The organism is Nocardia sp. NPDC004068, from assembly GCF_042874315.1.
In the GTDB taxonomy this organism is placed as follows: domain Bacteria; phylum Actinomycetota; class Actinomycetes; order Mycobacteriales; family Mycobacteriaceae; genus Nocardia.
The window spans coordinates 55,864-69,792 of the sequence record NZ_JBIAMW010000023.1 but is presented as its reverse complement, the minus strand read 5'-3'; the positions used below and the strand labels follow the sequence as shown (position 1 = coordinate 69,792).

Sequence of the window (13,929 nt, the reverse complement as noted above, 5' to 3'; positions counted from 1 at the left end):
CCTCTCATCCGGAGATGCGGGCCGACCCGGCCGCGGATCCCCAAATCGCCAGGGACAGCGCGAGATTCGTACAGACCATGGTGATGATGGACAGCCGGATGGCCCGCCCGGCCGCGACGCCCACCCCGACCGGGCCGCCCGCGGCGAAGAAACCGTAATAGCACTGGATGAACGTGGTCAGGGTGACGAGCACGATCAGCTTGAGGATGGACATGCCGATGTCGCTCGGCACCAGGAACAGGTTGAAGTAGTGCGCGTAGGTCCCGCCCGTCACGCCGCCGATCACCATGGTGGTCAGCTCGGTGGACAAGAACGACACCACGAGCGCGCACAGGTACAGCGGCGGCGCCACCACCAGGACCGCGAGCACGCGGGTGGTGATCAGGTAGGGCATGGGCCGGATGGCGATGGACTCGAGCGCGTCGATCTCCTCGGAGATCCGCATCGCCCCGAGCTCGGCGGTGAACCGGCAGCCCGCCTGCACGACGAAGGCGAGCGTGGCGAGGATCGGGACGATCTCGCGGGTGCCGCCCAGCGCGGAGATCGAACCCGTCAGCTCGCCGACACCGACCAGGCTGAGATTGTTGTACGCCTCGATCCCGATCGTCATGCCGCCGAAGGCGCACATCACCAGGACCACGCCGATCGTCCCGCCCCCGGCGACGAGCGTGCCGTTGCCCCAGGTGACATCGGCGACCAGGCGGGTCACCTCCTTGGAGTAGTGCCGCAGCGTCAGCGGAATCGAGGTCAGCACGCGGAACAGGAACACGATCTGGTTGCCGAAGGTGCCCAGTGCCCGCGTGAGGGGACGAAAGATGCTGGCGCCCAACCGGATCGCGGGTCGCGTCGTCGTGGTCATCAGCCCACCTGCCCGGGAACGAGGGTGTTGTAGATCTGCGAGATGACGACGTTGGTCCCGAACAGGATGAGCGCCGACTGGACCACCGAGGCGTTGACCGCGTTCGCGACGCCGCTGGGTCCGCCCCGCGCGTGCAGCCCGTGATAGCTCGCGATGATCGCGGTGAAGAAGCCGAACAGCAGCGATTTGAACAGCGCCAGCAGCAGATCCTTGACGTTCGCGAACCCCACGAACGCGGCGATGAACGAACCGGGCGTGCCGTGGTTCGCGTAGATGTAGAACGCGAAGGTCGCGAAGAATCCGACGAAGACCACCAGCCCGCACAGCAGGACGCTGACCACCATCGCCGCCAGCAGTCGCGGCACGACCAAGCGTTGCAGCGGATCCACGCCCATGGTCTTCATCGCGTCGATCTCCTCGCGGATCGTGCGCGACCCCAGGTCCGCGCACAGCGACGACCCGACCGCGCCCGCGATCATCATCGACGCGACCAGCGGCGCGCCCTGTTCGAGCACGCCGATGCCCACCGCCGAACCGACGAACGAGTCCGCGCCGACCTGTTCGATGACCTCGCCGACCTGGAGGGCGATCACGACGCCGACGGGAACGGCGTTGATGACCGTCGGGATGGCCGACACGCTCGCCATGAACGCGCACTGCCGCACGAACTCGCGCCATTCGAAGGTGCCGCGCGCGATCGAGACCACAAGCCCGATGAGGAGTTCACCGGCCATCTCCAGCTGTCGACCGAAGGTGTCCAGGGCTCGTCTCGGATGCTCCCGCCAGAACGATTCCGCCTGGTCGAGAAGGGTCGGGCGGCGGCGGTGGGGTGCTGCGGTGGTCGCCGTTGCGTTCATACTCACAGAAAGTCACCTATCCGACGTCTGTCACATACTCAATGTATGTGAGTATGCTTGTCGTGTGTCAAATGTCAAGAGTCGGCGAGAGCTCTACTCCGAGGCGACGCGCGAGGCCCTGCTCGAAGAGGCGACGCGCTTGTTCGCGGAGAAGGGCTACGCGGGGACGTCGCTGGAGGAGGTGGCCTCGGCGAGCCTGCTCACCCGCGGGGCCGTCTATCACCACTTCGCCAGCAAGAAGGCGCTTTTCGAGGCCGTCCTCGACCGGCTCGGCGCGGAGGTGGTCGCGCGGGTCGGCGCGATCGCCGGCCGGTACACCGACCCCGTCGAGGGGTCGCTCGCCGCGCTGGACGCCTTCCTCGTGGAGTCGTGCGATCCGGTGTACGGCAAGCTCGTCTGGCAGGAGGGCCCGCTCGCGCTGGGCTGGGAGGGCTGGCGACGCTGCGAGCACGAGCACTCCTACGCGCTGGTCGAGGGGATGGTCAGCGCGCTGATGCACATCGGCTTCCTCGAGCGCAAGGCCGAGAAGACGACCGTGCGCATGTTCTACGAGGTGCTCGGCGGGGCCGGGCTCGCGATCGCCGAGGCGCCCGCGGACGAGCAACCGCGCGTGCGCGAGGAGTGCTCGGATCTGCTGCGGCGACTGCTGACCGGATTGCGGCGGCCCGAATACACCCCCGCCGACTGAGCATATAAAGTGGTGCCCATCGCGTGATCCGTTGCGCCCCTGCGATTTTCGCCGGTGGCGACCTCGAGGCGAAGTATGGCGAGCGACCCCTGATTCGCCCATCAGACCGGGCGGCGGGGGCGTCAGAGGGCGGACGCGTCCCAGCTCGAGATTCTCGCCGTCAGGGGGCGGACGCGCCCAGCTCCAGGTTCTCGCCGTCAGGGGTTCAGACGCGCCCCAGTTCCAGGTTCTCGCCGTCCGCGGCCGCCGTGGGTTCGGATGGGTCCCCCTCGCCGAACCCGCGGCGATCGTGCCAGCGGGCGAGGGGGCCCGGGGCCCACCAGTTCGCGCGGCCGAGCAGGCGCATGAGCGCGGGGACGAGCAACGGGCGCACCAGGAACGCGTCCAGCAGGACGGTGGCCGCGAGGCCGACGCCGAGGCCGCGCATGAACGACACCTGGGCGGTCGTGATCGAGACGAAGACGATCGCCATGACCGACGCGGCGGCGGTCACGATGCGGCCGGTGCGGGCCAGCCCGAGGACCACCGCGCGTTCGTTGTCGGCGGTGGTGCGGCCGGACCGCAGCCACTCCTCGCGCATCCGCGACAGCACGAAAACCTCGTAGTCCATGGACAATCCGTACGCCAGGCACAGCAGCAGCGGCGGCATCGTGTAGTTGTAGTAGCCGGTCGCGACCGTGCCGAGGCCGCCGAGGTGCCCGTCCTGGAAGATCCAGGTGATCACGCCGAAGGCGGCCGTCAGCGAGAGCATGTTCATGATCAACGCCTTGATCGGCAGCAGCACGCTGCCGGTCATCAGGAAGATGAGCACCAGCGTCGCGACCGCGATCAGCGCGAGGATCCACGGCAGCCGGGTCATGATCCCGTGCACGTCGTCGATGTCGCGCTGGGCCAGCCCGGTGAACAGGGTGGGCGCGGGCGCGGGCACCTGCCGCAGCGCAGCGAGCTGATCACGTCCGGCCTGCGACAACGGATCCCGGCTGGTGGACACGGCCAGGTAGGCGGCGTCGCCCTTCTGTGCCGAGTCGTAGGTGACGATGCTGATCAGCGACCCGTTCGCGTAGATGCCGCCGGGCGCGGCGACCGTGGTGACGTCGGGGACGCGGGACAGCGCGCCGGCGTACTCGGTCAGCGCCCGTCCCGAGGTCACCCCCGCGGGCAGCACGATGTGGACCACGCCCAGCTCACCCTCGGAGAACTGCGAGCGCAGCGTCTCACCGACCTGACGCGAGGACGCCGACGTCGGCAGCACCCGATCGTCGGGGTAGCCGAGCCTGGCCCCCAGCAGCGGCGTCCCCAGGAACAGGAACAGCAGCACCAGCACCGCGATCACCGGCGTCGCGCGCCGCATGGCGAATACGGCGACGCGGTACCAGAACGTGTGCTCGGGCGCGACCGCGCGCGGCTCGGGCCGTCTCAGCAAGCGCCGCACGGGCTTTCGGATGTCGGCCGCGTCGAGCCGATCGCCGAGCAGCACCATCATCGCCGGGGCGACGACGAGCGCGCCGAGCAACGAGAACGCCACCCCGGCCAGGCCCGCGTAGGCGAGCGAGCGCAGGAAGTAGATGGGGAACACGAACATCGCCGAGGTCGTCACCGCGACCGTCACCGCGGAGTAGACGACCGTGCGGCCCGCGGTGTTCATCGTACGGAGCAACGCCCGATCGCGGGGCACGCCGGCGGCGAGTTCCTCCCGGTAGCGGTTGATCATGAACAGCGTGTAGTCGACGGCCAGGGCGAGGCACAGGGCCGTCGCCAGATTCAGCGCGAAGACCGCGACATCGGTGACGGCGAACAGGCCGCGCAGCGTCGCCGTGGTCCCGGCGATGGCGAACGCCGCCACCGCGAGCGGCAGCATGGCCGCGACCGCGCTGCCGAAGATCCACACCAGGGCCAGAAAGGTGAACGGCGCCGCGATGAGTTCGAGGGTCACCAGGTCGACGCGGGACTGCCGATTCAGCTCGTACTGGACGATGGCCTCGCCGCCCGCGGTGACGGTCACGCCGTCGCGGGTGCCGGAGACGCGCTCGGCGATCTCGTGCGCCAGCCGGGGCGCGTCGCGATCGTTCCCGACCACCTGGGCGGCCACGAGCGCGGTCCGGCCGTCCTTCCCGAGCAGTGATCCGGCGAGTTTCGGAGGTGTGGTCCAGTAGGAGATCACCTGGGTGGTGGTCCCCGAATCATTCAGCGCCGCAACGACTTCCCTGCCCCGGGCGGCCGCGGCCGGACTGTCCGCGCCCGCCGGGTCGGTGACCGTGAAGATCAGCGAGAACCCGCCGGCGTGGAACTTCTCGGCGAGCACCCGCTCGGCCGCGGTGAACTCCGACCCCGGGTCGTCGTATCCGCCCGCGAGCAGTTGGGTGCTCACCGGCAGCCCGTACGCCGCCGCGCCGATCGTGAAGACGAGCACCACGCCCGCGATCCACCGCGGCCATCGCGACGTCAGTTCGCCCAGTCTCGTCAGCATCGAGCCCGTACCACCTATCCCCCGTCGAATACATACAGTGGATCTAAGACTGTACACAGAGTATCTCAGTGTGCGGGCGTCGGTCTACGGGCGCGGACCACGGGAAAACCGGTGGCGTCGGCGTTTTCGGCGGGGCTAGGGTCCCGAGCATGAGCGGCATCGACGGTTCGTGGGACGCGCGGTTCGCGGGGGCGGCCGAAACCTTCGGCAGGGCCTTGGACGAGGGGGACGGTGGCGCGTCGGCGGCGGTGTTCGTGGACGGTCGGCCGGTGCTCGACGTCTGGGGCGGGTATCGCGATGCCGAGGGTTCGGCGGCGTGGGAGCGGGACACGATCGTCAATGTGTGGTCGACGACCAAGACGATGGTGGCGGTGTGCGCGCTGCTGCTGGCCGATCGGGGGGAACTGGATCTCGACGCGGCCGTCGCCGAGTATTGGCCGGAGTTCGCCGCGGCGGGCAAATCCGGGGTGCGGGTTCGGCATCTGCTCGGGCACACCGCGGGGTTGCCCACCTGGGACGTTCCGCTGACCGCGGCCGACCTCCACGACTGGCGCGGGGTCACCGACGCGCTGGCCGCGCAGGCCCCGGCGTGGCCGCCCGGCGAGGCGGCGGGGTACCACTCGATCACGTTCGGTTTCCTTGTGGGCGAGGTGATCTCGCGGGTCTCGGGTCGTTCCGTGGGCCGGTTCTTCGCCGAGGAGATCGCCGCGCCGCTGGGCGCCGACTTCCATATCGGGCTGGCGCCCGAACACGATCACCGGGTCGCCACGCTCCTCCCCGATCCGGCGGGCGATCGGCCCGAGGACTTCTTCGTCGGCGTCCGGGACGCGAACACCCCGGCGTGGCGGCGCGCCGAGATCCCGGCGATCAACGGGCACGGCAACGCGCGCTCGGTCGCGCTGGTGCAATCGCTGCTGGCCTGCGGCGGGACGGTGAACGGCACCCGGCTGCTCGCCCCGGCCACCTGCGAGCGGGTCTTCGAGGAGCAGTTCCGCGGCACCGATCGGGTTCTCGGACAACCGATCCGCTGGGGGCTCGGCTACCGCTTGGAGAACCGCACCTGCTCCTGGGGCGGTTGGGGCGGGTCGCTGGTCTTCGTCGACGCGGACGCGCGAATGTCCATGGCGTACACCATGAATCGGGTGCGGTGGGCGGACGGGTACGCGCGGGCGCTGGACGTGCTGTTCGCGGCGTACGACGGCGTCCTGTCCTGACCCTGTCCGTTTCACCCTGCGCGCCTCGGGTATTCGCCGCACGTTCGACGCGAACGGGAACGAGGATTCGATGAGCGTGCTGTCAGGTGAGGGATCGACGTCGGGCTCGGCGAGCCGGGTCGCGCAGAACAGCGTGCTCGAGCGGTTCGCCCGGTCCGGATTCGTGATGACCGGGATCGTGCATCTGATCATCGGGTACATCGCGATCCGCCTCGCGCTCGGGGGCGGCGGCGGGACCGCGGACCAGTCGGGGGCCATGGCCGAGATGGCGGCGAAACCCGGTGGGCGCGTGGCGCTCTGGATCGGCGCCGTGGCGTTCGTGCTGATGGGCCTGTGGCGCCTGGCGGAGACGGCGTTCGGCAGCGCGTCCAAACCGGACAAGGACAGTGCCTCCGGCGAGGCGTTCCACCGCGTGAAGGCGTTCGCGCTGGCGGTGATCTACTTCGCCTTCGCGGTGTCGGCGTTCGGTTTCGCTCGGGGCAGCGGAAAGTCGAGCAGCGGGCAGAGCACGGGGATGACCGCCCGGCTGATGCAGCACACGGCGGGCACGGTCGTCCTCGTCATCGCCGGATCGATCATCATCGGGGTCGGCGGATATCACGTCTACAAGGACACGAGCCGAAAGTTCCTGCGTGACTTGCAGGGTTCGCCGAGCACGCTGGTGCGACGGCTGGGCATGAGCGGGTACATCGCGAAGGGGCTGGCCGTCGCCGCGGTCGGGGCACTGGTGATCCTCGCCGTCACCCGCTCGCAGCCCGACAAGGCCGGTGGTCTGGACGCGGCACTGAAAACCCTTGGCGCGCAACCGTACGGCGTGGTGCTGTTGATCGTCGCCGCGGTGGGGATCATCCTCTACGGGCTGTACTGCTTCGTGATGGCACGGTTCGCCAAGATGTGAGCGGCGGGGCGATGACCCTGCCCATAGGAGACCGTCGGAGATCATTGGGCATACTGTTCTTGATGGGTCATCAAGACACGAGCGGTCGGAGCGGCGATGCCTCGTAACAGGCGGCCGCGGGATCGGGAGGAGAAGCGGGCCGAGATCGTCGCGGCGGCCCGGCGATTGTTCGTCGAGCGCGGCTACGAGGCGGTGTCGGTGGCGCGGATCGCGGGCGCGGCGGAGGTCGTGTCCAACACCGTGTACTGGTATTTCCAGGACAAGGACGCGGTGTTGATCGCGGTGCTGGACGAGGTGCTGGCCGATTCGCTGGATCGGTTCGACGCGGTCGCGCGGGCCGATCTGGTCGATCGGCTGGTGTGGGTGGTCGACGAGCTCGAGCAGGTGAGCCGGTTGGTCTCCACGGTGCACGCGCGATCGAAGGAATCGGCGGCGGTGCGGGAGTGGCACGACCGATTCCACCTGCTGGCCGAGGGGATGTTCCGGATCGAGCTGGCCGAACTCGGCCTCAGCGACGCCGATCTCGACGCGGTGATCGCCATGGGGGTCTTCGTGATCGAGGGCCTGCTCATGCATTCCCCGGGCGCGGCCGACAAGCGCGCGGTGTTGTCGGCTCTGGTGCGCGGTATCCGGGGGCTCGCGGTGACGGCCCCCTGACCCGTGGGCCGTCAGCGCGGGGCGACGGCGGCCTCGTTGAAATGTGTTGCGAGGAAATAGATCTGGTCGCGCACGGCGCGTTCGAATTCGTCGCCGACGTAGATCTCGAAATGCGAACAGGGGTAGTGGCGCACGTGGACGTGGGCGAGACCGTCCGCGTGGCGGATGGTCGCGGCGGCCGGGGCGACCGCGTCGCGGTCGCACACGCACACCAGTGTCGGCGCCTGGATTCGCGCCATGGCCCGACCGGGACGGTAGAGCGGCAACCACAACGCCAGCCGCGCCGAGAGCGCGTTCGCGGCGGAGTAGTCGCCGCCGGGACCGGTGAGCACACCCCAGATCGTGTCGCGCCCGATGCCCGAGGGGAGTTCGGCGTCGGAAAGTTCCACATGCCCGGACACTCGCGCGCGCAATCCCGGCAGCCGACGCAGGGCGGCACTGGTCCGCGCCGACAGCCGGGTCCCCGGCGGGACCAGTTCCGACGCGCCGGAGAGGGTGTCGGGCGAGGCCAGGAACGCGGGCAGCCACCATGGACCGGCCATCGGCACGAGCACCGGCCGCGCGCCCAGCCACGACCCGACGGTGTCCACGATCGCGGCCGCCGCCAGCACGAGGGTGCTCAGCACGCTGGTCCGCATCCGGGCCAGGAGCGACGCCCGGCCGTCGGTGAACGGGCACTGCGCCACCACCGCGGCCACTCCCCCGTCGTCGGCGGCCACCCGCAACACATGTCCGCCACCGAATGAACTGCCCCACACAGCGATTCGTTCGACATCGACATCCGGCAGCGTGCGCGCGTAGGCGAGGGCGGCGTGCCAGTCCGCCAGTTGGGCCTCGATATCGATGAGCTGCCGCGGCTGCCCGCCGCTGTCGCCCAGATATCGATAGTCGAACACCAGCGCCGACCAGCCCGCCGCCGCGAACCGCTCGGCGAAGGCGTCCAGCCGCATCTGCCGCACCGCGCCGAGCCCGTGCCCCATGACCACCAACGGCCGCGGCCCCGTCCCGGCCGGGGTGTACAGCCAGGCAACACATTCCGTTGACCCGGACGTGAACCGCACCTCGCGCCGGGTCGCCGCCGCGCCCTCGGTCGTACCCATCGCATGGCCCTTCCACCGCACCGCTCTTGATCGGCGATCAAGAAAACTGTCGACGTCAGACTAGAACTCTCTTGATCGGCAGTCAAGAAGCGTGCCGCCCGCCCCGATCCGAAAACCCGTGTGATCGCCGGGCGGCCGGTACCGTGGGAACGACGGTGCGGCCGTCGTTCGGAGGGATTGGTGGCCAGGGTATTCATCAGTCACGCGAGCGCGGATCGGGTGTGGGCCAATCGGATTCGGGACTGGCTGGTCGCCGACGGGCACGACGTGTTCCTCGATCTGCATCCGGCGGACGGGCTGATCGTCGGCGAGGAGTGGGAGCGCGCGCTGTACCGGCGGCTGCGCTGGGCCGACGCGGTGGTCTGCGTGGTGAGCCCGGACTATCTCCGCTCGGTGTGGTGCGCGGCCGAGGTCGGTATCGCGAAGGCGAACGGCTCCCGGCTGCTTCCGGTCCGCGTGGTCGCCGGGGCGACCCATCCGCTGCTGCGGTCGCTCCAGCAGTCCGATGCCGCGGCCGACCCGGCGGCGGCGCGGGCGAAGCTCGCGGTCGCGCTGCGTCGGCTCGACGTGGGCGGCGGCCTGGGGTGGCCGGAGGACCGTTCGCCGTATCCGGGCCTGGCGGCCTTCGACACCGACCGGCACCGCGTCTTCTTCGGCCGCGGGCGGGAGGCCGCGGAGATCGCCGAGCTGTTGCGCAAACCCGCGACGCGCGCCGAACCGGCGATCCAGCTGGTGATCGGCCCCTCGGGGTGCGGGAAGTCGTCGCTGATCCGGGCGGGCGTGCTCCCGCTCATCGCCGAGGAACCCCTGTGGGTGCCGCTGGACCCGATCGTTCCGGGCACGGATCCGGTGGGCGCGCTGACCCGCACCCTGGCGGTCGCCCGGCAGCGCGCCGGACTGGAACCGCCGTCGGATTCCGCGCGAGAACGTCTGCTGGACAAGGGTTTTCGCGAGATCGCGGAGGAGATCCTGACCGCCGAGAAGGCGGGCGCCGAATGCAGGCTCCTCCTGGTCGTCGACCAGTTCGAGGAGTTGCTCCGACGCACACCCCCACCGCGACGCGCCGAATTCGTCGACGTGCTCCTCCCCGCGGTGGGCGCGTCCGTCCAGGTCCTCGCCACCCTGCGACCGGAATTCCTCGACGCGCTCGGGGCCGACCCGGCGCTGTCCCGCCTCCCCGTCCGGACCCATTCCCTGCCACCGCTGCGCACGACCGCGCTGCGCGAGATCATCGAGGGACCGGCGCGGGTGGCGGGCCTGACCCTCGAGGACGGTCTGGTGGACGCGCTGGTGGCCGACACCGAGAGCGGTGAGGCGCTGCCGATGCTGGCCTTCACCCTGGCGCGGCTGTCGGACGGCGTGCGGCGCGGCGAATCGCTCACCCTGCGCCGCCTCGACGAAATCGGCGGTGTGCGAGGCGCTTTGGGGCGGCAGGCCGACGCCGCGCTGGCCGAGGCGCGCGCGACCACCGGCCGATCGGACGACGAGATCGTCGCGATGCTGCTGCGCCTGGTCACCGTCGACGAGAGCGGCGTGCCCACCCGCGATCGGGTGCCGCGCGCGGAACTGACCGACGCCGCCCGGTCGGTGGCCGACATCTTCGTGAACGATCGGTTGCTCACCACCGCTGAGGAGGACGGCCGCGTCGTCGTCTCGGCCGCGCACGAGGCGTTCCTGCTGAACTGGAAGCCGTTGCGCGAGGCCATCGCTCGCGAGGGCGCCGCCCTGCGCGCCCGGCGGTCCGTGGAGATCGCGGCGGCGGAGTGGGAGGCCGATCGCAAACCCGAACGGTTGTGGGAGCGCGATCGGCTGAGCGTGGCGATGCACGATATCGGCTCCCGCCCGCGACTGGGTCGCCTGCGCCCGGCTCGGATCGAAATCAGTTCGCGCGCAAGGACTTTCCTGGAGCGAAGCTACCGTCGGGATCGGCTCCGGCGCGGGCGGGCGACGGCGGTGCTGTCCGCGTTGCTGTGCGCCGCGCTGGTCGCGGCGTTCGTCGCGATCGTGCAGCAGCGGGCGGCGGTGGCGCGGCAGCACACCGCGGTCGCCCGCCAACTGCTGGCGCAGGCCGATCAGCTGCGCCCGATCGATCCCCGCGCGGCCATCCGGCTCGGGCTCGCGGCCGATCGCGTCGACCCGAGCGACGAGACCCGGCAGTGGTTGCTCAATATGCTCTCCACCAGCAGGTACGCGGGCAGCATCGACGGCGCGACCACAGCGGTGCGGTCGCTCGCCTTCGCGCCGGACGGGCGCACGATCGCCGTGCAGCACGAGGGCGGGACGGTCGAGCTGTGGGAGGTGTCCGATTCCGGCCGGACGCGGCGGCTCGCGGAGCCGCTGGCCGATGTGAACGACGGCATCCCCATCGCCTTCACGCCCGACGGCAAGACCCTGCTCACCGGATCGGCCCTCGACCTCAACGCTCGCGACGCGCGCCTGGGCCTGTCGGTGTCCGCCGAGCCGAGGCACTATCCGGCGAGCGTGGACGGTCTGCTCCAGTGGGATGTCTCCGATCCGGCCCACCCGCGCCTGAAAGCGCGTGCGTCCCTTGCCATTTCCGAGACGCTGGGATTCGACTTCGCCCCGGCGGCCCGGTTGGCGCTGAGTCATCGGTTCCAGGAGCCGACCCAGCTGTGGGATCTCACCGATCCGGAGCATCCGGCGCCGACCGCGACCGTGCTGCCGCCCGAGGAGAATCTCCTCACCGCCGCCTTCTCCCCGGACGGCACCCGCCTGGTGACCAGCACGTACACCGCCGCGACGCTGTGGGACGTCGGCGATCGCCGAGCGCCGCGACCGATCGCGCGCTGGGACCTGCCACCCAGGCAGTCGATTCAGCAGATCGCGTTCGCACCCGATGGCCGCCGCGTGGCGGTCACGGTGTTCCCGACCGGCGGCCAGCTGTGGGACATCACCGATCCGGTGCGACCGCGCACGGTCGCGAACCTGGGTTCGGGAGGCCGGTGGGCGTTCGCTCCGTCCGGCGATGTGGTCGCCGCCGCACAGGAATTCGGAAACGTCACCACGCTCTACGACTTCCGCGCCGCGGACGGCGACGACCCCGCGACGTTCTCTCTGGTCGGGCAGCTCACGCGGACGACGGCGGTCGCGTTCTCGACGAACGGCGTCCTGGCCGTCGGCGAGCCCGACGGACGGACGGTCCTGTGGACCATCGATGCGCACACCCAGCCGCAGCCGATGGGCCAACCGTTCTCGGGCGAGGTCGACAAGGTCGCCGCTCCCTGCGGCCTCGCGACGAGTCGCGACCTCACCGCGACGGGCGGGCGGAACGGCAGGGTCGATCTCTGGGAGACGGGCCGCCCGGACGACCCGGTGCACACGGCGGCCTTCGACACCGAGCATTTCGATCCCCTCAACGACCTGCGGATCAGCTGTGTGGCGCTGTCACCCGACGGCACGATCCTGGCCACCGGTGGTCCCGACCGGACCGTGGCGCTGTGGGACGTCCGCGATCACCGGCGTCCCCGGCGGCTCGGCGTGCCGCTGACGGGCATAGCGGGCACACCGCAGTCCCTCGCCTTCTCCCCCGACGGCAGGCGACTGGCGGCGGGCAGCGACGGTACTTCGCTGATGTGGGACATCACGAACCGCGACGCGCCGCGTCGGCTGGGCCGCGGCATCGAGGCCACGATGCGACAGATCTCGTTCACCGCGGACGGCCGCGCGTTCGCCCTGGGCTGGGTCGACAAGACACTGACGTTCTGGGATTTCACGGACTCCGACAACCCGATCCGGCTCGGCGGCATCCCGCTCGCGCAGAACACACCCGTCGCGTACTCACCGGTCACCGGGGTGCTGGTGGTCGTGGCGAACGACGCGGGACAGTTCTGGGACGTCACCGATCCGGCGCACGCCAAACCCGTCGGCAATGTGGTGCGGTCGCCGTTCGGAGAGTTCGAGCCCCGATTCGATTCCACCGGAACGATGCTCGCGATCACCGGCGACGATCGGGTGCAGATCTGGCTCGTCGCCGATCCGGCGCATCCCACCCGGATCGGTGAGGCCCGCGACGCGGGGGCCGGGGAGATCATGGCGGCGAGCTTCACCGCCGATTCCACCCGGCTCCTCACCGGCCACGAACTGGGCAAGGTGGTCGTGTGGGATCTGCGCCGGATCCACGAACTGCTCCGGCACATCGACGAAATCGCCTGTGCGACAGTGGGTACGGGCCTCGATCGCGACGGCTGGCAACAGTACATCCGGGAACTTCCCTATCGCGACACCTGCGGATGACCGAAGGGGCGGTCAGCGCACGGGGGCCAAGCGCACCACCCGGCCACTGCGATGGTCCTCGGTGTAGTAGATGGTGCCGTTCGAGTCGAACGTGACACTCTCGAGCAGACCGAGATCGGTGTAGGGCAGTCGCGTCGGTGTCGTTGTGCCGGGGGCGATTTCCCACAACGACGCGACCCGCTCGAACGGTGGGTCGGGATCCGAATGGTTCACGCCGAGCAGCAGGGTGCCGCGATGATCGAAGGCGAGCGCCTGGACGAGGGTCAGATCCGGAATCGGAGTCGTCACCGCGGGCCCGCCGCCCCCGCGGAAGGTGAGCAGCGCCTGAGCCGGATTCGCGACGGTGACCATGACGTCGCCCGCGTCGGACACCGCGATGGGGGCCCGCAGATCCGCGACGTGCGCCAGCACCTCCGGGGCTGCGGAACCCTTGGGCAGGCGCAGGATTCGGGCGTTGTCGGTATCGGTGACGTAGACGGTGCCCGCCCGATCGACCGCGACGGCCGCGTCGAACGAATGGCCGGTCCCCGCGGGACCCGGATCGGCCAGGACGGGGAACGGCAGGTCGGTGATCGTCGTCCGGTCCGCGGCGATCTGCCACACCCGGCCTTGGGGATAGTCGATGACGTCGATCTCGTGCGCCGGGCCGAGCGCGAGGGCGGAGGCGTGCTTCATATCGGGAACGCGGATCCGTCGCGGGAGGAACGTCCCGGCGGGCAGCCAGTAGATCTCCTCGGAGTTCAGCACGTATACATCGCCGTTGTCGTCCACGACGAGGGCCCCGCTCACCGGGATCGGCAGATCGGTCTGCGTCTGCCACCCGGTCACCCGGCGCACCGGCGGCTCGCCCGGCCACCACGCCCACACGGCGACGAGCACGACCACCACGGCCACGGCGCCGACCAGCCACCTCGGGGACGGTCGCGACCTCATGC

At 70.2% G+C, this 13,929-nt stretch carries 10 protein-coding genes; 5 read left to right on the top strand and 5 right to left on the bottom strand.

Annotated features, from left to right (window positions below; translation table 11 throughout):
- Positions 1–4: 4 nt before the first annotated feature.
- Both ACFYTQ_RS35840 and ACFYTQ_RS35835 read right to left on the bottom strand, forming a co-directional pair.
- The gene (locus ACFYTQ_RS35840) at positions 5–859 is read right to left on the bottom strand and encodes an ABC transporter permease (RefSeq protein WP_387370545.1); all 855 of its coding nucleotides are present in this window, start codon (positions 857–859) and stop codon (positions 5–7) included.
- On the bottom strand, positions 859–1,716 hold the full coding sequence (locus ACFYTQ_RS35835; RefSeq protein ID WP_387370595.1) for an MlaE family ABC transporter permease: 858 nt from the start codon (positions 1,714–1,716) through the stop codon (positions 859–861). Before ACFYTQ_RS35835 ends, ACFYTQ_RS35840 begins: the two co-directional genes overlap by 1 nt.
- Before the next feature lie 64 nt (positions 1,717–1,780).
- Here ACFYTQ_RS35835 and ACFYTQ_RS35830 point away from each other — a divergent pair, with 64 nt between their 5' ends.
- Positions 1,781–2,404, top strand: a complete 624-nt coding sequence (locus ACFYTQ_RS35830) for a TetR/AcrR family transcriptional regulator (RefSeq protein ID WP_387370543.1) — start codon at positions 1,781–1,783, stop codon at positions 2,402–2,404.
- Positions 2,405–2,609: 205 nt separating this feature from the next.
- Here the strand turns inward: ACFYTQ_RS35830 and ACFYTQ_RS35825 are convergent, their stop codons facing one another.
- Complete coding sequence (locus tag ACFYTQ_RS35825) at positions 2,610–4,871, bottom strand: MMPL family transporter (protein ID WP_387370541.1); 2,262 nt, start codon at positions 4,869–4,871, stop codon at positions 2,610–2,612.
- Between the two features lie 149 nt (positions 4,872–5,020).
- Between ACFYTQ_RS35825 and ACFYTQ_RS35820 the strand changes: the two genes are divergently transcribed.
- The 3 genes from ACFYTQ_RS35820 (at position 5,021) to ACFYTQ_RS35810 (ending at position 7,640) form a co-directional block, all read left to right on the top strand.
- Complete coding sequence (locus tag ACFYTQ_RS35820; RefSeq protein WP_387370539.1) at positions 5,021–6,085, top strand: serine hydrolase domain-containing protein; 1,065 nt, start codon at positions 5,021–5,023, stop codon at positions 6,083–6,085.
- Positions 6,086–6,155: 70 nt separating this feature from the next.
- Positions 6,156–6,983, top strand: a complete 828-nt coding sequence (locus ACFYTQ_RS35815) for a DUF1206 domain-containing protein (RefSeq protein ID WP_387370537.1) — start codon at positions 6,156–6,158, stop codon at positions 6,981–6,983.
- 96 nt (positions 6,984–7,079) lie between these two features.
- Positions 7,080–7,640, top strand: coding sequence for a TetR/AcrR family transcriptional regulator (locus ACFYTQ_RS35810; protein WP_387370535.1), 561 nt, complete (start codon positions 7,080–7,082; stop codon positions 7,638–7,640).
- Between the two features lie 11 nt (positions 7,641–7,651).
- Here the strand turns inward: ACFYTQ_RS35810 and ACFYTQ_RS35805 are convergent, their stop codons facing one another.
- A complete protein-coding gene (locus ACFYTQ_RS35805) occupies positions 7,652–8,740 on the bottom strand; it encodes an alpha/beta hydrolase (protein WP_387370533.1) in 1,089 nt (362 codons plus the stop codon).
- 180 nt (positions 8,741–8,920) lie between these two features.
- Here ACFYTQ_RS35805 and ACFYTQ_RS35800 point away from each other — a divergent pair, with 180 nt between their 5' ends.
- Positions 8,921–12,994 carry a TIR domain-containing protein gene (locus ACFYTQ_RS35800; RefSeq protein WP_387370531.1) on the top strand — a complete coding sequence of 1,358 codons (4,074 nt, stop codon included), beginning with the start codon at positions 8,921–8,923 and terminating at the stop codon, positions 12,992–12,994.
- 12 nt (positions 12,995–13,006) lie between these two features.
- Here the strand turns inward: ACFYTQ_RS35800 and ACFYTQ_RS35795 are convergent, their stop codons facing one another.
- Positions 13,007–13,927: a hypothetical protein gene (locus tag ACFYTQ_RS35795; RefSeq protein ID WP_387370529.1), complete on the bottom strand. Its 921-nt coding sequence runs from the start codon at positions 13,925–13,927 to the stop codon at positions 13,007–13,009.
- Between the last annotated feature and the right edge of the window lie 2 nt (positions 13,928–13,929).